This is a genomic window from Janibacter limosus, from assembly GCF_004295485.1.
In the GTDB taxonomy this organism is placed as follows: Bacteria; Actinomycetota; Actinomycetes; order Actinomycetales; family Dermatophilaceae; genus Janibacter; species Janibacter limosus_A.
Genome location: NZ_CP036164.1, coordinates 451244 through 473107 on the forward strand (window position 1 = coordinate 451244; position 21864 = coordinate 473107).

Here is a 21864-nt window from a genome sequence, read left to right on the forward strand (position 1 = left end):
ACCAGGAGCAGACATGAGCAACCCGATCCTCGACCGGGTCCAGAAGGACGCGCAGCGTGGTTACGCGGGTTTCCGCGACACCGGCGCCCCCCAGCAGGGCTACAGCCAGCCCCAGGCGGGGTACGGCCAGCAGGGCTACGCGCCTCAGCAGGGCGGCTACGGTCAGGCACCTGGCGGCTACGGTCAGCAGCCCTACGGCCAGGCGCCGGCCGGGTACGGCCAGCAGCCGCAGCCCGGCTACGGCCAGCCCGGTCCCGTCGGCGGCCTCGGTGGCGACGGTGGTGGTGGTCGCGCGATCACCCTCGACGACGTCCTGATGCGCACCGGTGCGCTCTTCGCCGTGATGCTCGCGGTCGCCGCGGTCGGCTGGGGACTCTCGGCCATGGTCCCGGCACTCGGCAGCATCATGCTGATGGTCGGCCTCGTCGGCACCATCGGCATGAGCCTGTTCATGATGTTCCGTCGCAAGCCGGTGGGCGCCGTCGTCGCCGTCCTCTACGCGGTCCTCGAGGGTGCCTTGGTGGGCCCGATCAGCGGGTTCTACCACGCGATCTACGACGCGCCCGGAACGAGCGTCTTCGAGTCGATCGTCACCCAGGCGATCCTGGCCACCCTGTGCGTCTTCGGCGCGATGCTCGTCCTCTACCGCACCGGTGTCATCAAGGTGACGGCGAAGTTCCGCGCGATCGTCAGCATGATGATCGTCGGCTACTTCGTCTTCTCCCTGATCAACCTCGGCTACATGATGTTCTTCGACGGCTCGCCCTTCGGCTTCGGCGGCACCGGCTGGTTGGGCATCGCCATCTCCGTCTTCGGCACCGGCCTCGCGGCGGTCACCCTTGCACTCGACTTCGACGCGATCGACACCGCGATCCGGACGAGCGCTCCGGTCAGCTATGGGTGGCACCTGGCCATCGGTCTGCTGGTCACCCTCGTGTGGCTCTACCTCGAGCTGCTGCGCCTGCTGGCCCGGCTCCGCTCGGATTGATCCCGGACGACATCGCGACGGAGCTCGGCCGCGCGGTCCGCAGGTGGCAGCAGCTGCCGCTGGACCGCGCGGCCGACGCGCTTCCCGGGGTCCTCGCGCTGTGCGCCGATCTGGCGGGTGAGCCCCTCCCGGATCTCGGCCCCGGGGTCGCGATGGATCAGCTGCGGGTGGTCGTCTTCGACATCTGCCGGGGCGAAGGGAGCCCCCCGCACCTCGCGCAGCGGCTCGCCGAGCTGCGCCTCAGCTGGTCCTGAGGGACCGGCTCGCCGCCCCGCGCGCGCGGGCGGATGTCGGCGCGAGTGGAGGTATGCGCGCCGACGAATCATCCGTGCGTTTACCTCCAACCGCCCTGGTGCCGGCGCGGGTGGAGGTATGCGCGCCGGCGAATCGTCCGCGCGTTTACCTCCAATCGCCCTGGCGCGGGTGGGGCGCGGGTGGAGGCGTGCGCGCGGGTGAATCGTCCGCGCGTTTACCTCCACCGAGCGGGGGCGTGGGGAGGTGCTGGACGCTCAGAGGTCGGTGACCTCGTGCTCGCCCCGCCGGCGCAGCATCGCCCAGGGGCCTCGGGGCCCGGCGCGGCGGCCGCTGACCTCGGCTGGCCCCACCTCGGTGCCGGGGGAGGCCGCGGCCCGCTCGGCCGCGTCGTCCAGCGCGCCGATGCCCTCGCCCCGGTGGGCCTCGGGCTCGGTGTCCTTCTCCGCGCCCTCGGGCCAGGCGTCGACCTCGGCGGCGACCGATGGCAGCAGCGCGGACGCGACCCGGGCATAGCCGGCAGGTGAGGGGTGGAAGCGGTCCTGGCTGAACATCACCGTGGGGCTGGCGGCGAACTCGGGCCCGAGCAAGTCGGCCAGGGACACGGTGCGTGCCCCGGCCTCGACGGCAGCGACCGTCTGGGCGGTGGCGAGCTCTCGGCTCCACTGCCGCAGCAGCCTGTTGAGGGGGAAGGGCACCGGCTCGACCGTGCCGAGGTCGGGGCAGGTGCCGACGACGACGGGGATGTCGAGGGTGCGCAGGTAGCGCACGGTCCGCTGCAGGTGCTGCACCGAGATCGCCCGGTCGATCCGGTGGGTGACGTCGTTGGCGCCGACGAGGATGACCGCGACGTCCGGGCTGTCGACGCGGGCGAGGGCCCGTGACAGCTGGGCACTCAGGTCCGAGGACTCGGCGCCCACGACTGCCTCGTTGGTCAGCTCGACGGGTCGCCCCATGATCGCGGCGAGCCCGGTCGACAGGATCGCCCCGATCGTCTGGTAGCGGTTGTCCGCGCCCATACCGGCAGCCGTGGAGTCCCCGAGGACGAGGAGCTGCACGGGGTTGCCGGGGGCGGCACCGTAGACGCCGTCGTCGTCGGGCGCTCCGTCGAAGGGGTTGCCCACGATGCGCCGGGTGATCTTGGCCTCCGCCTGGATGAGCCCGTAGCCCAGCCCGGCGAGGGTCGCGCCCGCGGCTGCGGTGCCCGCGGCACCCAGCGCGGCACGTCCCAGCGCGCGTCCCAGCTCTGCCATGGCTCTCCTCGTGTCGGCCTGCTGTCGCCCAACCTTGTCATCCCTGCGGGACAATGCCAACGAGCGCTCGATCGCACCCCCGTGTGGGTACGGTCGGCGCGAGACGTTGCTGCCCGACCGAGGACGATGATGACCGAGTACCCGCACCTCTTCACGCCACTCGACCTGGGGTTCACCACCCTGCGCAACCGCACGATCATGGGGTCGATGCACACCGGGTTGGAGGACCGGTCGAGCAACTTCGAGCGGCTGGCGGCCTTCTACGCCGAGCGGGCGAAGGGGGGCGCCGGCCTGATCGTCACCGGTGGCTTCGCGCCCAACATCGAGGGGAGCTTCTACCCCTTCGCCTCCAAGCTGACGACCCGCCGCGAGGCCCGCCACCACCAGCAGGTCACCGACGCGGTCCACCGCGAAGGGGGCAAGATCGCCCTCCAGATCCTGCACGCGGGGCGCTACGCCTACCACCCGTACTCCGTCTCGGCCGCCAGCGGGAAGTCGCCGATCACCCCCTTCGCCGCTCGGGGGTTGAGCGAGAAGGGAGTCCGCCGCCAGATCCGTGCCTTCGCCCGGGCCGCCGAGCTGGCTCGCTCCGCGGGCTACGACGGTGTCGAGGTGATGGGCTCCGAGGGCTACTTCATCAACCAGTTCCTCGCGCCGAGGACCAACACGCGCACCGACGGGTGGGGTGGCACTCCTGCCAACCGTCGGCGCATCGCGACCGAGATCGTGCGTGCGGTGCGGGCCGCCGTCGGGGAGGACTTCATCGTCGTCTACCGGCTGTCGGTCCTCGATCTCGTCGAGGGGGGCCAGACCTGGGAGGAGATCCTCGCGCTGGCCACGGAGATCGAGGCCGCCGGCGCGACGATCCTGTCCACGGGTATCGGGTGGCACGAGGCCCGCGTCCCGACGATCGTCACCTCGGTGCCGCGGATGGCCTTCACCGAGGTCGCCGAGCGGCTGCGCCCGCACGTGAGCATCCCCGTGGTGACGAGCAACCGGATCAACATGCCCGACCAGGCCGAGCAGGTCCTGGCCGGGGGACAGGCCGACCTCGTGCAGATGGCGCGGCCGTGGCTGGCCGACCCGCAGTGGGCGACCAAGGCAGCGGCCGGGCAGAGCGATCGGATCAACACCTGCATCGCCTGCAACCAGGCCTGCCTGGACCACACCTTCCAGCGCAAGGTGGCCTCCTGCCTGGTCAACCCGCGTGCCGGTCACGAGACCCAGCTCGTCCTGTCGCCCACCACGCGGCGCAAGCGGGTCGCCGTCGTCGGGGCCGGACCTGCCGGGCTCTCCGCCGCCGTCTCCGCGGGGGAGCGCGGCCACGAGGTCGAGCTCTTCGAGGCCGGCGACGACATCGGCGGGCAGTTCGCGCTCGCGATGCGCATCCCGGGCAAGGAGGAGTTCGCCGAGACGGTCCGCTACTACCGCGGTGAGCTCGACCGTCGTGGAGTCCGCCTGCACCTGGGCACCCGGGTCGGGGTCGACGACCTCGCCGGCTTCGACGAGGTCGTCCTCGCGACCGGGGTGACCCCGCGCGTGCCCGACATCGAGGGCATCGACCACCCGATGGTCATCACCTACCCACAGGCCGTCCTCGGGACCCGCGAGGTGGGGGAGCGGGTCGCCGTGATCGGTGCGGGCGGGATCGGCGTCGACGTCACCGAGCTGCTGACGACGGTCGAGTCGCCGACCCTGGACATCAAGGAGTGGCAGGACGAGTGGGGGGTCGACCCCGGCTCGGCCGAGCGTGGCGGGCTCAAGGAGGCGCACCCCGCCCCGTCGCCGCGCACCGTGTACCTCGTGCAGCGCAAGGAGAGCAAGATCGGGGCCGGTCTGGGCAAGACCACCGGCTGGGTCCACCGCGCCGCGATCAAGGCCAAGGGCGTCCACCAGATCACCGGCGCCTCCTACGAGCGGATCGATGACGAGGGTCTGCACATCACCGTCGACGGCAAGCCCAGGACACTCCCCGTCGACAACGTCGTGGTGTGCACCGGGCAGGAGTCGGTGCGTGACCTCGTCGAGCCGCTCGAGGCCAAGGGGGTCACCGTCCACGTCATCGGTGGCGCCGACGTCGCGGCCGAGCTCGACGCCAAGCGGGCGATCAGGCAGGGCACCGAGCTCGCGGCCACGCTGTGAGCCTGCGCCACCTCGCCGGTCTGCTGGCCCTCGCCCTGGCCCTGCTGTCGGGGTGCTCGCTCGTCCCGTCGGGCAGCGACGACGGAGGAGATGGCCCGGTGAAGAACGTCGACGAGCGCGGTTTGCGCACGGATCTGGACCCGTTGACCAAGCGATTCCCCGCGATCGGGCAGCCCACGTCGGCCACGTGGGAGTCGGGCACCCTCGGGGACTCCCGTGCCGCGCCCGGCCCGTCGACGTACTGGATCGATGCGGTCGTGGCGCTGGAGCCGCAGGTGGCCACCACCCTTCGCTCCACCTCGTCCGACGCAGGTCCCGCAGGCCCCGACCTCGTCCAGGCGGTCGCGGAGGAGGTCGACGGCGAGAGCTACCGCAAGGTGGCGCTCACCGGTCCGCAGATGTGGCAGGTCGACGCCTGGCTCGTCGACGACTCCGACGTGCTCGTCATATCCGCCAGGGGCCAGTGACCTCGGGCGCGGTCATCGCCGTGAGGTGACCGCGCTCAGGCGCTCGGCGGGGCCACGTCCTGCTGCGCCGGGACCTGGTCCTGCCGCAGGATGCCGACCTGGCAGGTCAGGCCGTTGGGACCGTGGTTGCAGTACCCGCCGGGGTTCTTGTGCAGGTACTGCTGGTGGTAGTCCTCGGCGTACCAGAACTGCCCGACCTCGTCGGCCGGGCGCATCTCCGTGGCGATCGGCGGCAGCTGGTGCCGGGTCAGCTCCTCTCCGAAGCTGGCGGCAGTGGCCTCGACGGCGGCGCGCTGCGCCTCGCTCGTCCAGTAGATCGCCGAGCGGTACTGCGTGCCCGTGTCGTTGCCCTGACGGTTGGGCGTCGTCGGGTCGTGGTTCTCCCAGAAGGACTTCAGCAGCAGCTCCGGGCGCGTCTGCTGCGGGTCGTAGGCCACGAGCACGCTCTCGGTGTGTCCCGTCCGGCCGCTGCAGGTCTCCTCGTAGGTCGGGTTGGGCGTGAAGCCGCCCATGTAGCCCGCGGCCGTCGTCACGACGCCCGGCAGCTGCCAGAAGATCCGCTCGGCACCCCAGAAGCAGCCCATCGCGATGTACATGACCTCGGTGCCCTCGGGCCACGGGCCCTCGAGAGGTGTGTCGAGCACCGCGTGTCGCTCCGGTAGGGCGAAGGGGCGCTGGTCACGACCGGGAAGGGCGGTCTCGGCGGTGGGCATGGGGGGCAGCTGGCGACCAAACATGACTCCAGTCTCTCAGCCCCACGGCGAAGGGGGGAGTCCTCCCCATCGTGGGAGGTGGCCAGGCGTACCTAGGCTGTGGACGAGACCACGGAGAAGGACGGGACATGCCCCAGCACATCAGTCACGGCGCGGACGTCGAGCAGCTCGACGACATCGCCGTCCGGCTGTGGCGTCAGGGTGAGCGGATCGGCGACGTCGGCGAGCGTGGATCGCGTCTGCTGGAGACCTTGCGGGTGACGTGGGAGGGTCCCGACTTCGAGGACTTCGTCAGCAAGTGGCGCGCCGCACACCGCGGCATCGACGCGGCCCAGGGCGCGGTGCGGGCCCACAGCCGGGCGCTCCTCGAGGAGTCGGACGCGCAGCGGCGCACCTCCGGCCTGTCCTCGGGGCAGGGCGGCAGCCACGCTGGTGGCGGCGGTGGGGGAGCGGCCTTCGAGCGGGTGGTGCCGGCCCGACACGAGGAGGCCACCTGGGACTGGGCCGGACGACGCGACGACCTGGACCGCCCGCTACCGGGTCGACCCGAGCCGCACCCCCCGGTGGCGGGGCCCCCCTTCGCCTCGCTCATGGTGCCCGTGCTCCCGACCCTGACGGGGGCCGAGGACGTGCCGCTGGCCGCGGCGGAGGGCCCGGCGCTCGAGCGGTCCCTCCCGTGGGCCGCGGAGCAGGTGCCGACCGGCGAGGGTGCGCACCTGACCACCACGACCAGGGCCGCGGGCGAGACCAGCGTGGCCTTCGACCCGGTGATCACCGAGCTCAGCGGCGAGTAACGCGAAGGGCGGTCACGACCAGTGGTCGTGACCGCCCTTGTGTCGAGCGAGTCTCAGGGGGTGTAGGGCTTCGCCGAGAGGATCTTGACCTCGATGATCTTGCCGTTGGGCGCCTCGTAGGTGGCGGTCTCGCCGACCTTCTTGCCGTTGATGCCGCCGCCGAGGGGCGACTGCTCCGAGTACACCTGGATCGTGTCGCTGCCGTCGGCGATCTCGCGCGAGCCGAGGAGGAAGGTCTCCTCCTCGTCGAACATCTCGACGGTCACGACCATGCCGGGCTCGACGACACCATCGTCCGGCGGGGCCTCGCCGACGACGGCGTCCTGGAGGATCTGCTTGAGCTGGCGGATGCGGGCCTCCATCTTGCCCTGCTCCTCCTTGGCGGCGTGGTAGCCGCCGTTCTCCTTCAGGTCGCCCTCCTCGCGGGCGGCCTCGATGCGCTTGGCGATCTCGACGCGACCCGGGCCAGAGAGCTCGCGCAACTCGGCCTGAAGCCGGTCGAAGGCCTCCTGGGTCAGGTACGACGCGTTGGACGCTGTCTGGGTCACGGGGAACTCCTTGCTTCAGGTCGTGCGGGACCGCGAATCGATCCCCCACAGACGGTGAACCGTGGTGCACCCGGTGTGTCGGGTGATGCACAAAGGTCTGGACCCAGCGGTCCAGACCCACGGTTGCGGTAAAGGACCAGTGTAACGCGCCGACGCCCCAGGTGCAGGTGTCAGTCCACTGCAGCGCAGTCAGCCACCGTGGCGGTCACGGCCGTCGTGGTGGTGCGCACGGCGGCGCGAACCCGTGTGGTGGCCTCCTCGCTCGCCGGCACGGTCTGCCTCTTGGTGCCCACTCGTGCGTAGCTGCCGTCCATCGCGGTCACGGTGCACGTCACCGCCGTGCCGGTGGGGCGGGTGAGGTCGAAGATCATGACGATCTCGAGGTCCCCGTTGCGCTCGAAGCCGATGTCGGTGCTCGTCACCGCGCCCCGCGTCGCCGACACGCCGTACCAGATCGTCATGGCCATCGCGACGACGACGAAGGCGCTGCCCAAGACCCACCACAGGAGCCGACCGCGGTCGGGACGGGCCTCGGCCTCCGCCTCCTCGCGCGCCGGGTCCCAGTCGGGCTCGATGTGTGGGGCACCGGACGTCATGGCTGCTCCTGTGGGGTTGGGGTGGACCGGCCGTCGTCGAGGACCCCGGCGGGCGGTGAGAGGATGGACCTCATTGTCCGTGACACCAGACCGCGGCGGCACACCGGGCCGTGCGGCACACCCTCCCCGGGAGGACCCAGCAGTGGAAGCACTCAGGCTCATGGCCGTCCATGCGCACCCCGACGACGAGTCGAGCAAGGGCGCGGCGACGTCTGCCCGCTACGTCGACGAGGGCGCGGAGGTCCTCGTCGTGACCTGCACCGGCGGTGAGCGCGGGGACGTGCTCAACCCCGGCCTCAAGGACGACCCACACATCCTGCGCGACATCGTGGAGGTGCGCCGCGAGGAGATGGCCAAGGCGGCCGCCTTCCTCGGGGTGCAGCACACGTGGCTGGGCTTCGTCGACTCCGGCCTCCCCGAGGGGGACCCGCTGCCGCCCCTGCCGGCCGGGTGCTTCTACCTCGAGCCCCTCGAGGTGGCCACCGAGGCCCTCGTGCGCGAGATCCGCCGCTTCCGTCCGCACGTCGTCACGACCTATGACGAGAACGGCGGCTATCCGCACCCGGACCACGTGATGACCAACCGGATCTCCGAGGCGGCCTTCGAGGCGGCCGGCGACCCCGAGGCCTACCCCCACGCGGGCGAGCCGTGGCAACCGCTCAAGCTCTACTACATCGGTGGGTTCAGCATCGACCGGATCCGCACCTTCCACGAGGCGCTCGTCGCCCATGGTGCGGACTCTCCCTTCGAGTCGTGGATGGAGCGCGCGGGCAGCCGACCGCAGCGTCACCTCACCACGTGGGTGCCGTGCTCGGACCACTTCGAGGCGCGCGACAACGCCCTGCGCGCGCACGCCACCCAGATCGACCCTGCCGGTTTCTTCTTCGCCCTGCCCAACGACGTCCAGGCCGACCTCTGGCCGACCGAGGAGTACGAGCTCGCCGTCAGCCATGTGCCGACCCAGGAGCGCGAGGACGACCTCTTCGCGGGGATCCCGTCACGCCTCGCCGAGGCCGACGCCCTGGCCCAGCGTCTGGGTGGGGCCGAGCCGATCCTGGACCGCCGGGCCGAGCCGACCGTCAAGGAGTGGACGTGAACACACCCAGCAGTGAGGTCAGCCCCGGTCTGTGGGGCTTCGTCGCCTTCTTCGTCCTGGCCCTGGTCCTGTGGTTCCTCATGCGCAACATGTTCGTGCGGCTGCGCCGGATGAACCTCGTCGAGCAGGAGCGCAAGCGCGAGGAGGAGCGGGCGCGGGATGAGATGGCCGATCGGGCCCGGGAGATGGACGTGCCACGAGCGTCGGGGTCGGACGAACCCGGGTCGGAGGATCCCGTGGCGTCAGGCGGACTGGGCGATGGGCCCGAAGAGGGCCAGGGTCGCAGCGACGAAGTGTGAGATGAAGGCCAGGATCGTCAGCGCGTGGAAGATCTCGTGGAAGCCGAACCACCGCGGTGACGGGTTGGGCCGCTTGAAGCCGTAGACGATCGCGCCGGCGGTGTAGAGCGCCCCGCCAGCGATGACGAAGGCGAGGATGGTCCACCCGCCGTGGGTCAGCAGCGGCTTGATGTAGAAGACGGCGACGAAGCCGAGCGCGACGTAGACCGGCACGTAGAGCCAGCGCGGGGCGCCGATCCACAGCACGCGGAAGAGGACCCCGAGGATCGCGCCGGTCCAGACGATGACGAGCAGCGTGACCGCCTGCCTGCGCGGCAGCATCAGCGCGAAGGGGGTGTAGCTCCCGGCGATGATGAGGAAGATGTTGGCGTGGTCCCAGCGCCGCAGGGCCCCCGCCATCCGACCGCCCCACTTGCCGCGGTGGTAGACGGCAGAGGTGCCGAAGAGCAGTCCGGCGGTGATCGTGAAGATCATCGCCGCGATCCGGCCGTTCTGCGTCGGTGCCGTGGAGGTCAGGATCAGCCCGCCGATGAGAGCCAGCGGGGCCATCGCGAGGTGCAGCCAGCCGCGCAGGTGGGGCTTGACCGCGTCGACGAAGGCGTCGACGTGCTCGCCGACCTCGTTGGCCAGCTCCTTCATCTCTCCTCGCGGGGACTCCATGACGTCGACGGTAACCTACGCACCCGTAGGTTGGCCATGTCGTGGAGCACGTCGGTGCCCTGCCCCGAGGCACGTGGCGCCCGACGGTAAGTTGGGCGCACTGACCTCGCCCGAAGGGACACCCGCGAGTGCGCAACCCGCTCTACACCGCCTACGAGCGTCGGCTCGTCCGCCAGCTCGACCCCCACTCGGTGCCGCGACACGTGGGGATGATCGTCGATGGCAACCGCCGCTTCGCCAAGGCCCGCGGGGGCAACGCCGACGACGGTCACCGCGCCGGCGCGGCCAATGTGGGCAGCTTCCTCGAGTGGTGCGAGGACGCCGGTGTCGAGGTCGTCACGCTCTGGCTGCTCTCGACCGACAACCTGACCCGGCCGCCCCAGGAGCTGGACCTCCTGCTGCGGATCATCGAGGGGCTGATCTCCGACCTCGCCTCCGCGGGGCGGTGGCGGCTGCACGCGGCGGGTGCGCTCGACATGCTCCCCGTCCAGACCGCGGCCGCCCTGCGGCGGGCCGAGGAGGAGACGGCGGGGGTCGACGGGCTCATCGTCAACGTCGCGGTCGGGTACGGCGGTCGTCAGGAGATCGCCGACGCCGTGCGCTCCCTCCTGCGCACCCGAGCCGCCGAGGGGGCGAGCCTCGAGGAGGTCGCGCAGGAGCTGACCGTCGAGGACATCAGCGGCCACCTCTACACCAAGGGCCAGCCCGACCCCGACCTGGTGATCCGCACCTCGGGGGAGCAGCGCCTCTCCGGCTTCCTCCTGTGGCAGTCGGCGCACAGCGAGTACTACTTCTGCGAGGTGTACTGGCCCGAGTTCCGCCGGGTCGACTTCCTGCGCGCGCTGCGCGCCTACGCCGACCGGCACCGCCGCTTCGGCTCCTGACCCTCCCTTCGCCCCGCACGACCTCAAGGACGTGCGCGGTGAGAGCGACGAAGGGGGATGGCGTGGCTGGTGTGACGGGTGTGGGTTGCGAGAGCGTGAACATCTCCACGGTCGGGCCGACACGCCCCCGATGTGAGCTGACTCGCCGTCGCCGGGTCCTACGTTGACCGTGACGGACTGCACACCGCAGGACGTCCGGGAGGCCCTCAGCATGGAGCTCACGCTCACGAGAAGGGGCCGGACCCGGCCCCGGCTCCTGCCGACGGCCCGGTCCCGGCACCAGCACCGACAGTAGGCGCGCACGCGCCTGCCGGCGCGGCGCCCGTGGAGGAGATCGACGTGGACGACCTGATGACCCAGACCGTCACCCTCACCGGCTCGCAGACCGACGGCGTGCCCGACCCTGTGGACCTCCCGCCGCAGGACGAAGGCCCCCGCACCTATGTCCTGGACACCTCGGTGCTGCTGTCCGACCCGCGCGCGATGCTGCGCTTCAAGGAGCACGAGGTCGTCCTGCCGGTCGTCGTCGTGACCGAGCTCGAGGGCAAGCGCCACCACCCGGAGCTGGGGTACTTCGCCCGCACCGCGCTGCGTCACCTCGACGACCTGCGGATCGCAGCCGGCCGCCTCGATGCCCCTGTGCCCGTCGGTGACGACGGGGGGACGGTGCGCATCGAGCTCAACCACACGGACCCGCGCTCGCTGCCGTCGGGGTTCCAGCTGGGGGACAACGACTCCCGCATCCTGGCCGTCGCCAAGAACCTCTCCCTCGAGGGGGCCGACGTCACGGTCGTCTCCAAGGACCTGCCGATGCGGGTCAAGGCGTCGGCGGTCGGCATCGACGCGCAGGAGTTCCGGCACGAGCAGCGGCCGTCCGACTCCGGCTGGACCGGCATGGCCGAGCTGGAGCTGAGCGGCGAGGAGGTCGACCACCTCTACGAGACCGGACGGGTGGAGAACCTCACCGCTGCCGACATGCCCTGCCACACCGGGCTGAAGATCATCTCGGAGCGAGGCAACGCCCTCGGCCGGGTCGGCGCCGACAAGCAGGTGCGTCTCGTGCGCGGGGACCGCGATGCCTTCGGCCTGCACGGCCGCTCGGCCGAGCAGCGGATCGCCCTGGACCTGCTCCTCGACCCCGACGTGGGCATCGTCAGCCTCGGGGGCCGGGCCGGCACGGGCAAGAGCGCCTTGGCGATGTGCGCCGGACTCGAGGCCGTGATGGAGCGCCGCCAGCACCGCAAGGTCGTCGTCTTCCGCCCTCTCTACGCCGTCGGCGGGCAGGAGCTCGGCTACCTGCCCGGCAGCGAGTCCGAGAAGATGGGGCCGTGGGCGCAGGCGGTGCACGACACGCTCGGTGCGGTGGTCTCCACGGAGGTCGTCGAGGAGATCCTCGACCGCGACATGCTCGAGGTGCTCCCCCTGACCCACATCCGCGGACGCAGCCTCCATGACTCCTTCGTCATCGTCGACGAGGCGCAGAGCCTGGAGCGCAATGTGCTGCTGACCGTCATGTCGCGCATCGGGCAGAACTCCAAGATCGTCCTCACCCACGACGTGGCCCAGCGCGACAACCTGCGGGTGGGTCGGCACGACGGGGTCGCCGCGGTCATCGAGACCCTCAAGGGCCACCCCCTCTTCGCCCACGTCACCCTCACCCGCAGCGAGCGCAGCCCCATCGCCGCGCTCGTCACCGACCTGCTGGAGGGCCTGGACGTCTGAGCCACGGACCGAAGGGGGGAGGTCCGCACGATGCGGACCTCCCCCCTTCGTCGTGGCGTGATTGTCCACACCCTGCTTTGCGTGCTCGAGGGGAGGTCCGTTAAGGTCTCGAACAGATAACGGCCGGGCGTTCCCCCTCGATCGCGTCCGGCACACCGACAGCCACTCCTCGTGAGTGGCTGTCCCATGGAAGGAGCTGGCGTCGTGCGTTCGTCGAACTACACGCCCAGACACGGCACCGCTGCGCACGCCACGACGTCCGCCACCACCAGCAAGCGCGCCGCGCTGCGCGCCGCCGTCCGTCGACCCGTCGTGGGCGGGGCCCTGGCCGTCGCCATGCTCGGCTCCGTCGGCGCGAGCGTCGCCATCGGTGAGCCGTCCGACTCCACCGGAGTCGCCGCCGTGAGCGTGCCGTCGCCGTCCACCGACGCGGCCCTCGCCGACGCCACCCAGGCCGACACCGCCCGCCTGGCGCAGGACCGCCGCGAGAGCAATGTCTCGCGCAGCGCCTCGCGTGAGCAGGACCGCCTCGCCGTCGCCGAGCGCCAGAAGAAGGCGGCCGCCAAGAAGGCAGCCGCCGAGAAGGCCGCGGCAGCGAAGAAGAAGGCCGCTGCCAAGAAGAAGCGCGCTGCAGAGAAGGCCAAGCCGATCTCGGAGCGCCAGTTCACCGACGCCGAGATCAAGCAGATCCAGGCCGACCCCGCCCCCTACGGCAAGCAGCTGCTGGGCGAGTACGGCTGGGGCGAGGGCGAGTGGTCCTGCCTCATGAGCCTGTGGATCGGCGAGAGCGACTGGCGCTGGGACGCGACCAACAGCTCCTCCGGCGCCTACGGCATCCCGCAGTCCCTCCCCGCGAGCAAGATGGCCACGGCCGGCCCCGACTGGAAGACCAACCCGGTCACCCAGATGCAGTGGGGCATGGACTACATCAAGGCCTCCTACGGCACCCCGTGCGGCGCCAAGTCCTTCTGGGACAGCAACAACCCGCACTGGTACTGAGCCTCACCTCCCCACCGCTCCGTGAGGAGCTCGCGCCTCACGATTCCCTGAGGAGCTCGCGCAGTGGCGCTCCCCACCGCTCCCTGAGGAGCTCGCGCAGCGAGCGTCTCGAAGGGTGCGTTCCGGCGTCCGGCGGCGTCCGGCGGGCTGAAGGTGACGACGGCGCCCGCCGAAGTCCCTTCGTTCGTCGATGAGGTCACGGTGTCTTGTCGGACTTCGGCTTGATGTGCGCCGTCATCACCTTCAGCCCGCCTTCTCGACCCACCTCCTGCGCAGCCCGCCTTCTCGGCCCACCTCCTGCGGCTGCCCACCTCCTGGGCCGGCGCGGGTCAGAGCTTGCGCAGACGGATCCGGCGGACCTGGTGGTCGGCTCCCTTCGTCAGCACGAGGGTGGCGCGGCCACGGGTCGGCAGGACGTTGTCGAGGAGGTTGGGCTCGTTGATCGTCTCGAAGATGTGCAGCGCGCGGGCCTCGGCCTGCTCGTCGGTGAGGCCGGCGTAGCGGTGGAAGTAGGACTGGGGGTCGGCGAAGGCGGTCTTGCGCAGGCGCAGGAAGCGGTCGACGTACCAGCGGCGGATGTCCTGGAGGTTGGCGTCGACGTAGACGGAGAAGTCGAAGAAGTCGCTGACCGCCAGCCCGGTGCGGCCATCGCTGCGCGAGCCGGGAGGCTGCAGGACGTTGAGCCCCTCGACGATGAGCACATCGGGCTGGCGCACGACGATCCGCTCGTCCGGGACGATGTCGTAGGTCAGGTGCGAGTAGACGGGGGCGGTGACCTCGGGCTGGCCGGCCTTGACCGCCGACATGAAGCGCAGCAGCGCCCTCCGGTCGTAGGACTCGGGGAACCCCTTGCGCTGCAGCAGTCCTCGCCGCTCGAGCTCGGCATTGGGCAGCAGGAACCCGTCGGTCGTGACCAGGTCGACCTTGGGGGTGTCGGGCCAACGCTGCATGAGCTCGCGCAGGATCCGGGCGGTCGTCGACTTGCCGACCGCCACCGACCCGGCGACACCGATGACGAAGGGGGACTTGGGCGGGCGCTCCCCGAGGAAGGTCGAGGTGATGCGGTGCAGCCGCGTCGTGCCCGAGACGTAGAAGGTCAGCAGCCGGGACAGCGGCAGGTAGACCTCCTGCACCTCCTCGAGGTCGATCGGGTCGCTCAGGCCACGCAGCCTGACCAGGTCGCTCTCGTCGAGGTTGAGGGGGTGGTTCTCCCTCAGGTGCGCCCACGCCTGCCGGTCCAGCTCGACGAAGGGGGACGGGAGACTCGTCGTGGCGGCGGTGGACACGCGCCCATTGTGTCCCACCTTTTCGGCGGACGGTGTCGCGGCGGATAGCCTGTCGCTCATGTGCGGAATCGTTGGATACGTCGGGCCCGACACGGGCACCCGTCCCCTGGACGTTGTCATGGAGGGCCTTGCGCGCCTCGAGTACCGCGGGTACGACTCCGCGGGCATCGCGCTCGTCGCCGGTGACGAGGTCTTCACCGAGAAGCGAGCGGGCAAGCTGGAGAACCTCCGGGCGGCCCTCGAGGGAGAGCAGGTCCCCTCGGCCGCGACCGGTATCGGGCACACCCGCTGGGCCACGCACGGTGGCCCGACCGACGAGAACGCGCACCCTCACCGCGGTGGATCCGACGGCAAGCTCGCCGTCGTCCACAACGGGATCGTCGAGAACTTCCACCAGCTCAAGCAGGAGCTGCTGGCGCAGGGCGTGACCTTCACCTCCGAGACCGACACCGAGGTGGCGGCCCAGCTGCTGGCTGCGGCCTTCGCCGAGACCGGTGACCTCGCCGAGGCGATGCGCGCGGTCGTCAACCGCCTCGAGGGTGCCTTCACCCTCCTCGCGGTGCACGCCGACCAGCCGGACGTCGTCGTGGCCGCCCGCCGCAACAGCCCGTTGGTCATCGGCCTGGGCGAGGGCGAGAACTTCCTCGGCTCCGACGTCGCTGCCTTCATCGGCTACACCAAGCACGCCGTCGAGCTCGACCAGGACCAGATCGTCACGATCACCCCGACGGGCCACTCGGTGATGAACTTCGACGGCACGCCTGCCGAGGGCAAGCCCTACGAGGTCACCTGGGATGCCGCTGCTGCGGAGAAGGGCGGCTACGACACCTTCATGGAGAAGGAGATCAACGACCAGCCGCACGCGGTCGGCGACACCCTCCTCGGTCGCACCGACGCCGACGGCCGGCTCGTCCTCGACGAGCTGCGCATCGACGAGGCGCAGCTGAAGAACATCGACCGGATCACCATCGTGGCCTGCGGTACCGCCGCCTACGCCGGCATGGTCGCCAAGTACGCGATCGAGCACTGGACGCGGATCCCCGTCGAGGTCGCGCTCGCCCACGAGTTCCGCTACTGCGACCCGATCGTCGACGACCGCACTCTGGTCGTGTCGATCAGCCAGTCCGGTGAGACCGCCGACACCGCGATGGCCGTGCGCCACGCCCGCTCGCTCGGCGCCCTGACCGTCTCGGTGTGCAACACCCATGGCGCGACCATCCCGCGCGAGTCCGACGCAGTGCTCTACACCCACGCCGGTCCGGAGATCGCGGTGGCCTCGACCAAGGCCTTCCTCGCGCAGATCACCGCCTGCTACGTGCTCGGTCTCTACCTCGCGCAGCTGCGTGGCGAGACCTACGCAGACGACGCCAAGGCCGTCATGGCCGAGCTGCACGAGGTGCCGGCCAAGATCGAGTCCCTGCTCGGCGAGATGGACCGGGTCAAGGAGATCGCCCGCTTCATGGCCGACACGCGCGCCGTGCTCTTCCTGGGCCGCCACGTCGGCTACCCCATCGCGATGGAGGGCGCCCTGAAGCTCAAGGAGCTCGCCTACATCCACGCCGAGGGCTTCGCCGCCGGCGAGCTCAAGCACGGCCCGATCGCCCTCATCGAGCCCGGCCAGCCGGTCTTCGTCGTCGTGCCCGGGCCCGACACCCCCAACGACCTGCACAAGAAGGTCGTCTCCAACATCCAGGAGATCCGCGCTCGCGGTGCCCGCACCCTCGTCATCGCGCAGGAGGGCGACGAGGAGGTCACCCCCTTCGCCGACGAGGTCATCCGCGTGCCGCACACGTCGCCGCTGCTGCAGCCGCTCCTGACCGTGGTGCCGCTGCAGGTCTTCGCCCTGCACCTGTCGACGGCCAAGGGCCTGGACGTCGACCAGCCGCGCAACCTCGCCAAGTCCGTCACCGTCGAGTGATCCGATGATCGTCGGAGTCGGCATCGATGTCGTCGACATCGCCCGGCTGGGGGAGCGGCTCGACCGCACCCCGGCCCTGCGCGACCGGGTCTTCACGCAGAGCGAGCGCGGCCTGCCGCTGCACTCGCTCGCGGCGCGGTTCGCGGCCAAGGAGGCCGTGGGCAAGGCGCTGCGCACCCCGGGCGACCTGCCGTGGCAGGGCGTCGAGGTGACCAACGGCGAGCACGGCGAGCCGGTCCTGGTCATCTCCGGGACCGTCGCGGCCCGCGCGGAGGCGATGGGCGTGGCCCGTATGCACATCTCGCTCAGCCACGACGGCGGTATCGCGACGGCCTTCGTCGTCGCCGAGTCCGCCTGACCCTCCCTTCGCCGCACGAGCCGTGGCTGGCCACAGCTCGTGCGTGGCCGGGTCGGTCGGCCGCGGGGCGCGGTACGGTCCGATCATGATCACCGGCTACTCCGTGGAGACCATCCGTGCGGCCGAGGCGGCACTGCCCGAGCTGCTCGAGAGCGGCGAGCTCATGCAGCGCGCCGCCCGAGGCATCGCCCGCGTGGCGGCCGGCCGCATGCGCGAGCGCGGTGCCCGGACCGTGACGGCGCTCGTCGGGCCGGGCAACAACGGTGCCGACACGCTCTTCGCCATCGCCCGGCTGGCCAAGCGGGGCTTCCTCTCGACCGCCGTGTGCGTCGACCCGAGTGCCTCCGAGGTGCAGACGCAGGCCGCCGAGCTGGCCCGCAGCCGCGGCGTCGTCGTGCTCGACGGAGCCAGCCGCGAGGCCATCACCGCGATCCACCGGGCAGAGGTGGTCCTTGACGGCATCACGGGCATCGGTGGGAGGCCGGGACTACCCCCCTTCGCCCGGCCGTGGGTGGACGCGATCCGTGACCGGACCTGGGTGATCTCCGTCGACACCCCGAGCGGGCAGCCGGTCGACGGCGGCGACGCGCTCGCCGACGCGGTCTTCGCCGACGAGACCGTCACCTTCGGTGCGCCCAAGCCCGTGCACCTGCTGCCACCCACCGAGACGGCGTGCGGGCTGCTCACCGTCATCGACATCGGCCTGGATCTGGCCGAGGCGAGCCCCGCCGTGGTGCGCTTGACGCCCGAGGACATCGCGTCGCGGTGGCCGGTCCCGACCACGGACGACGACAAGTACTCGCGGGGGGTCCTGGGCATCATCGCGGGCGGCGAGGAGTACAGCGGCGCAGCGGTCCTCACGACCACAGCGGCGGTGACGGCCGGCGTGGGCATGGTGCGCTACGTCGGGACGTCGACCCCGACCGGCCTGGTCCGCGCGGCCGTCCCCGAGGCGGTGCACGGCGAAGGGCGGGTCCAGGCCTGGGTCATCGGTCCCGGCCTCGACATCACGTCCACGGCGAAGGGAGCCGACGCCCAGCTCTCCGCCGCCCGGGCGGCCCTCGACTCGGACCTGCCGGTCCTCGTCGACGCCGGTGGGCTCGACCTCGTCGAGGGACCTCGCAACGCACCGACGCTGCTCACCCCGCACGCGGGGGAGTGCGCTCGCCTGCTCACCCGGTTGCGGGGTCGCGCCACCGACCTGACGCGTGAAGAGGTGGAGGGCGCACCGCTCGAGCACGCGCGCCTGCTCGCCGGGATCACCGGGGCGACGGTGCTGCTCAAGGGGGCCACGACGCTCGTCGTCGACGCGGACGGTCCGGTCCTCGTGCAGGACGACGCGCCGACCTGGCTGGCGACGGCCGGCACGGGTGACGTGCTGGCCGGGCTGGCGGGCGCGCTGCTCGCCGGGGGCCTCGACCCGGCGATCGCGGGGTCGATGGCGGCGCTCGTCCACGGTCGGGCGGCGGACCTGGCCAACCCGGGGGGACCGGTCAGAGCACTCGACCTGGCCCACGCTCTCGGCCGCACCGTCGCGGCACTGCTGCGCGACGCGGACTGACGCGAGCCCGCACGACCTCAGGGAGATGCCCACCCAAGGCGCACGACCTTAAGGAGATGCCCACCCCAAGCGCATGTCAGGCGCACGACCTTAAGGGGCTCTTCACAACTGAGGGTGTAGTTGGGGTCTGAAGCCGCCGGATTCTAGGAGGGATCTGGCGATGTAGTGGGTCAGGTTGCGAAAGCCCAGGGCCAGGCCGCGTAGGTGTTCCAGGCGTCCGTTGATGGCTTCGGTGGGTCCGTTGGATGAGCCGGGGTGGTCGAAGTAGGCCAGGACGTCCTCAGCGCGGTGGTGCAGGGTCTTGCCGAGCTTGCGTAGTTCGATCTGTTCGGGGGGCTGGGAGTTGAGGTGATCGATCAGATCGGCCATCCTCTGGCGTCCTCGAGCAGGCTTCTCGTCGCGGTAGGCGTTGATCATCTCTTGGTAGGCGCGCCAGGCCTGCGCGAGCTGGGCGTGGGCGGGATCGGCCAGCACGGGCGTGATGCGTTCGCTCTGGCGCTGGGTGCGCAACTGGTCGCCGACGAACAGTGCCCTGCGCACGCGGTACAACGGGTCGCCCTTGCGGCTGCGGCGCCCACACGTCTCTCGTTGCACCCGCTGTCGGCACCGGTTCATCGCCTCACCGGCCTGGGCGACGACGTGGAAGGGGTCCATGACCGTGACCGCGGTGGGGACCATTTTCGTGGCGGCAGCCTTGAATCCTGTGAACCCGTCCATCGCGACGACCTCGATGCCCTCACGCCAGGCTTGGGGCCGTTGGGCCAGCCACGCAGCGAAGACCTCCCCGGAACGCCCTTCGACCATGTCCAGCAACCGGGCCGTGCCGCCGTCCTGACGAGTAGGGGTCAGGTCGATGATCACGGTGACGTACTTGTCCCCGCGGTGGGTGTGGCGCCACACATGCTCATCGACACCCAGGACCTTCACCCCCTCGAAGCGGGCCGGGTCATCGATCAGCACCCGTCGCCCTTCGGCCAGGACCGCGTCGTTGGCGGTGTTCCACGCCACGCCCAAGCCCTCGGCGACCCGGGACATCGACAGGTGCTGGCACACGATCGCGCTCAACGCCCACGCCAGCCCCCCACGAGAGAGCTTGGCTCGAGGCTCAGCCGCCCGGGAGGTGTCCTGACGCCACACATGACCACAGTCGGTGCACGTGTAGCGGCGCACCCGCACCCGAAGGGTCGTGGGGCGCTGACCGAAGGGGGCATGCGCCAAGGAGCGCACCACGCTGCCGCGTGGCCGGCCCTGACAGCCACAGCGGTGGCACCAGTCATCCGGCTCGACCACCCGGCAGGCCAGCACCGCCTGCCCGGCCTCGAGGCACTGGCCAGTGACCTCCAGTCCGAGCTGGTCCAAGCGGGCGAACGTGGTCAGATCCGGGGCAGTGAAGGTAGCGTCAGACATGTCGAGGTCTTCCTGATGGGTTGTGTGAGAACTTCCATCATGTGAAGGCCTCGACGCCTACCCCGCCACCGCCACGCCGCCCGGGGCCACAAACCCAGTTACACCCTCATCTGTGAAGAGCCCCTTAAGGAGATGCGCGCCCCGGGCTCACGTCAGGCGCACGACCTTAAGGAGATGCGCACCCCAAGCGCACCCCGGGCGCACGACCTCAAGGAGATGCTCCTACGCCTGCTCGGGGACCTCGCCCCAGGCGGAGGTCTCGTCGCCGTCATCGATCTGGACGTCCAGGCTCAGCTGGGTGGAGACCTCGTCGAGCGCAGTGCGCAGCTCGGTGAGGTCGACGTCCTTGGCGACCCCGACCACGGCGATCGCCTCGAAGAGCCGCTCGCCGCTCATCGGGGCATCGCTGATCGAGGTGCAGAGGTCATGGATGCCCAAGCCGTGCTGCGCGAGCGCTGCGGTCACGTCGCGCACGATGCCCGGCTGGTCCTGGCCGATGACCTGCAGCCGGACCTCGTCCAGCTCCTCGGCGGCATCCGTGGCGGTGGTCGCGGCCGTCACCTCGACGACGTCGACGTCGGGCAGATCGCGTACCGCGGCCGACAGGTCGTCGATCCGGTCGTCCTCGATCTCGACCAGGACGGCGCCGGCGAAGGTGCCGCCCAGCCGTCCCATCTGGCCCTCCAACCAGTTGCCGCCCTGCTCGGCGACGGTGCGGGCGAGCTCGGCGACCAACCCGGGACGGTCCTCTGCGATGAGGCTGACGACGACGGTTCTCATGCATCGAGGCTAGCCCTCGCGAGGTTGTCGTGGGAGCTCCTGACAGGGTGGTTGCCGTCGCGCCGCTGGGTGCCGAGCAGCCACCCGAGGTCGGCTCAGCCGGCGGCCGACTCCGCCCACCAGTTGACCCCGCCGTCGCCGGCGTGCTCGTCGATGCGGGTGAGCTCCTCGTCGGTGAAGTCGGTCCGCTCGAGCGCGTCGAGGCTGTTGTCGAGCTGCTCGACGGTGCGGGCCCCCACGAGCACCGAGGTGACCCGGGGGTCCCGCAGCGCCCAGGCCAGCGCCATCTGGGCCAGCCTCTGGCCGCGCTCCTGCGCGACGGCGTGCAGCCCGCGGATGCGTGCGAGGTTGTCGTCGGTCAGCTGGTCGGCGATGCCGGTGCCCTCACGCGCGGCGCGAGAGTCCTGCGGGATCCCGTCGAGGTACTTGTCGGTGAGCAGCCCCTGGGCGAGCGGGGTGAAGACGATGGTGCCGACGCCCAGCTCGTCGACCGTGTCGAGCAGCTCGTCCTCGATCCAGCGGTTGATCATCGAGTACGACGGCTGGTGGATGAGCAGGGGGGTGCCCATCTCCCTCAGGATCGCGTGCGCCTCACGGGTGCGCTCCGGGCCGTAGGAGGAGATCCCGGCGTAGAGCGCCTTGCCGGAGCGCACGGCCGCGTCCAGCGCGCCCATCGTCTCCTCGAGCGGGGTGTCGGGGTCGAAGCGGTGGCTGTAGAAGATGTCGACGTAGTCCACGCCCATCCGCTGCAGCGACTGGTCGAGCGAGGCGAGCAGGTACTTGCGCGAGCCGCCGCCCTGGCCGTAGGGGCCGGGCCACATGTCCCAGCCGGCCTTGGTCGACAGGACCAGCTCGTCGCGGTACGGGCGGAGGTCGTCGGCGAAGATCGCGCCGAAGTTGCGCTCCGCGGCGCCGTAGGGCGGCCCGTAGTTGTTGGCCAGGTCGAAGTGCGTCACACCCCGGTCGAAGGCACGCCGCAGCACCGCACGCTGCGTCTCGAGGGGCTCGGCATCGCCGAAGTTGTGCCACAGACCGAGGGAGATCGGCGGCAGGAGGAGGCCCGAGCGTCCGCAGCGGCGGTAGTCGGTGGCGTCGTAGCGGGTCCGGTCGGCCTGGTAGTCGTCAGTGCGGTAGGTCATGC

At 70.9% G+C, this 21864-nt stretch carries 22 protein-coding genes; 13 read left to right on the forward strand and 9 right to left on the reverse strand.

The features are described 5' to 3' along the window. Window positions 1–13: 13 nt before the first annotated feature. Both EXU32_RS02215 and EXU32_RS02220 read left to right on the forward strand, forming a co-directional pair. Window positions 14–988, forward strand: a complete 975-nt coding sequence (locus tag EXU32_RS02215; protein WP_130628426.1) for a Bax inhibitor-1/YccA family protein — start codon at window positions 14–16, stop codon at window positions 986–988. Further along, window positions 985–1242: a hypothetical protein gene (locus EXU32_RS02220; protein ID WP_130628427.1), complete on the forward strand. Its 258-nt coding sequence runs from the start codon at window positions 985–987 to the stop codon at window positions 1240–1242. Before EXU32_RS02215 ends, EXU32_RS02220 begins: the two co-directional genes overlap by 4 nt. 255 nt (window positions 1243–1497) lie before the next feature. Here EXU32_RS02220 and EXU32_RS02225 read toward each other — a convergent pair whose 3' ends face one another. Beyond that, window positions 1498–2493, reverse strand: coding sequence for an SGNH/GDSL hydrolase family protein (locus EXU32_RS02225; RefSeq protein WP_130628428.1), 996 nt, complete (start codon window positions 2491–2493; stop codon window positions 1498–1500). 129 nt (window positions 2494–2622) lie between these two features. Here EXU32_RS02225 and EXU32_RS02230 point away from each other — a divergent pair, with 129 nt between their 5' ends. Further along, a complete protein-coding gene (locus tag EXU32_RS02230) occupies window positions 2623–4635 on the forward strand; it encodes an NADPH-dependent 2,4-dienoyl-CoA reductase (protein WP_130628429.1) in 2013 nt (670 codons plus the stop codon). After that, window positions 4632–5102 carry a hypothetical protein gene (locus EXU32_RS02235; RefSeq protein WP_130628430.1) on the forward strand — a complete coding sequence of 157 codons (471 nt, stop codon included), beginning with the start codon at window positions 4632–4634 and terminating at the stop codon, window positions 5100–5102. Before EXU32_RS02230 ends, EXU32_RS02235 begins: the two co-directional genes overlap by 4 nt. A 35-nt stretch (window positions 5103–5137) precedes the next feature. On the opposite strand, the gene msrA is transcribed toward EXU32_RS02235, so the two are convergent. Then, entirely contained in the window at window positions 5138–5815 is a 678-nt protein-coding gene (gene msrA / locus EXU32_RS02240; RefSeq protein WP_242612856.1) for a peptide-methionine (S)-S-oxide reductase MsrA, read from the reverse strand. Window positions 5816–5943: 128 nt separating this feature from the next. On the opposite strand from msrA, the gene EXU32_RS02245 reads away from it, so the two are divergent. Then, entirely contained in the window at window positions 5944–6609 is a 666-nt protein-coding gene (locus EXU32_RS02245; protein WP_130628432.1) for a WXG100 family type VII secretion target, read from the forward strand. A 53-nt stretch (window positions 6610–6662) separates the two neighbouring features. Here EXU32_RS02245 and greA read toward each other — a convergent pair whose 3' ends face one another. Continuing rightward, window positions 6663–7157 (reverse strand): transcription elongation factor GreA, encoded by a 495-nt coding sequence (greA, locus tag EXU32_RS02250; RefSeq protein ID WP_130628433.1) that lies wholly within the window; start codon window positions 7155–7157, stop codon window positions 6663–6665. A gap of 170 nt (window positions 7158–7327) precedes the next feature. Further along, window positions 7328–7753 (reverse strand): DUF4307 domain-containing protein, encoded by a 426-nt coding sequence (locus EXU32_RS02255; RefSeq protein ID WP_165399544.1) that lies wholly within the window; start codon window positions 7751–7753, stop codon window positions 7328–7330. Window positions 7754–7913: 160 nt separating this feature from the next. Here EXU32_RS02255 and mca point away from each other — a divergent pair, with 160 nt between their 5' ends. Continuing rightward, window positions 7914–8849, forward strand: coding sequence for a mycothiol conjugate amidase Mca (gene mca, locus EXU32_RS02260; RefSeq protein WP_130631008.1), 936 nt, complete (start codon window positions 7914–7916; stop codon window positions 8847–8849). After that, window positions 8846–9148, forward strand: a complete 303-nt coding sequence (locus EXU32_RS02265; RefSeq protein WP_207233861.1) for a hypothetical protein — start codon at window positions 8846–8848, stop codon at window positions 9146–9148. Before mca ends, EXU32_RS02265 begins: the two co-directional genes overlap by 4 nt. Here EXU32_RS02265 and trhA read toward each other — a convergent pair. Then, window positions 9092–9808 (reverse strand): PAQR family membrane homeostasis protein TrhA, encoded by a 717-nt coding sequence (gene trhA / locus EXU32_RS02270; RefSeq protein WP_130628435.1) that lies wholly within the window; start codon window positions 9806–9808, stop codon window positions 9092–9094. The two genes, EXU32_RS02265 and trhA, sit on opposite strands and share 57 nt — an antisense overlap. Before the next feature lie 128 nt (window positions 9809–9936). On the opposite strand from trhA, the gene EXU32_RS02275 reads away from it, so the two are divergent. The 3 genes from EXU32_RS02275 to EXU32_RS17100 all read left to right on the forward strand — a co-directional run bounded on the left by EXU32_RS02275 (window position 9937) and on the right by EXU32_RS17100 (window position 13413). Continuing rightward, window positions 9937–10692: an isoprenyl transferase gene (locus EXU32_RS02275; RefSeq protein WP_130628436.1), complete on the forward strand. Its 756-nt coding sequence runs from the start codon at window positions 9937–9939 to the stop codon at window positions 10690–10692. A gap of 351 nt (window positions 10693–11043) precedes the next feature. Then, window positions 11044–12414: a PhoH family protein gene (locus tag EXU32_RS02280; RefSeq protein WP_431603058.1), complete on the forward strand. Its 1371-nt coding sequence runs from the start codon at window positions 11044–11046 to the stop codon at window positions 12412–12414. Window positions 12415–12618: 204 nt separating this feature from the next. Then, complete coding sequence (locus EXU32_RS17100) at window positions 12619–13413, forward strand: hypothetical protein (protein ID WP_165399545.1); 795 nt, start codon at window positions 12619–12621, stop codon at window positions 13411–13413. Between the two features lie 329 nt (window positions 13414–13742). Here the strand turns inward: EXU32_RS17100 and coaA are convergent, their stop codons facing one another. Then, window positions 13743–14699, reverse strand: a complete 957-nt coding sequence (gene coaA / locus EXU32_RS02295; protein ID WP_130628440.1) for a type I pantothenate kinase — start codon at window positions 14697–14699, stop codon at window positions 13743–13745. 58 nt (window positions 14700–14757) lie between these two features. Here coaA and glmS point away from each other — a divergent pair, with 58 nt between their 5' ends. From glmS to EXU32_RS02310, 3 genes are all read left to right on the forward strand, one after another. Then, the gene (glmS, locus tag EXU32_RS02300) at window positions 14758–16617 is read left to right on the forward strand and encodes a glutamine--fructose-6-phosphate transaminase (isomerizing) (protein WP_130628441.1); all 1860 of its coding nucleotides are present in this window, start codon (window positions 14758–14760) and stop codon (window positions 16615–16617) included. 4 nt (window positions 16618–16621) lie between these two features. Next, window positions 16622–16975 carry a holo-ACP synthase gene (locus EXU32_RS02305; protein WP_130628442.1) on the forward strand — a complete coding sequence of 118 codons (354 nt, stop codon included), beginning with the start codon at window positions 16622–16624 and terminating at the stop codon, window positions 16973–16975. 85 nt (window positions 16976–17060) lie between these two features. Beyond that, the gene (locus tag EXU32_RS02310; protein WP_130628443.1) at window positions 17061–18536 is read left to right on the forward strand and encodes a bifunctional ADP-dependent NAD(P)H-hydrate dehydratase/NAD(P)H-hydrate epimerase; all 1476 of its coding nucleotides are present in this window, start codon (window positions 17061–17063) and stop codon (window positions 18534–18536) included. Window positions 18537–18638: 102 nt separating this feature from the next. On the opposite strand, the gene EXU32_RS02315 is transcribed toward EXU32_RS02310, so the two are convergent. The 3 genes from EXU32_RS02315 to mgrA form a co-directional block, all read right to left on the reverse strand. Further along, entirely contained in the window at window positions 18639–19943 is a 1305-nt protein-coding gene (locus EXU32_RS02315; protein ID WP_130628169.1) for an ISL3 family transposase, read from the reverse strand. A 222-nt stretch (window positions 19944–20165) separates the two neighbouring features. Next, the gene (locus EXU32_RS02320; protein ID WP_130628444.1) at window positions 20166–20723 is read right to left on the reverse strand and encodes a glycine cleavage system protein R; all 558 of its coding nucleotides are present in this window, start codon (window positions 20721–20723) and stop codon (window positions 20166–20168) included. 95 nt (window positions 20724–20818) lie between these two features. Next, complete coding sequence (gene mgrA / locus EXU32_RS02325; RefSeq protein WP_130628445.1) at window positions 20819–21862, reverse strand: L-glyceraldehyde 3-phosphate reductase; 1044 nt, start codon at window positions 21860–21862, stop codon at window positions 20819–20821. Window positions 21863–21864 lie beyond the last annotated feature (2 nt).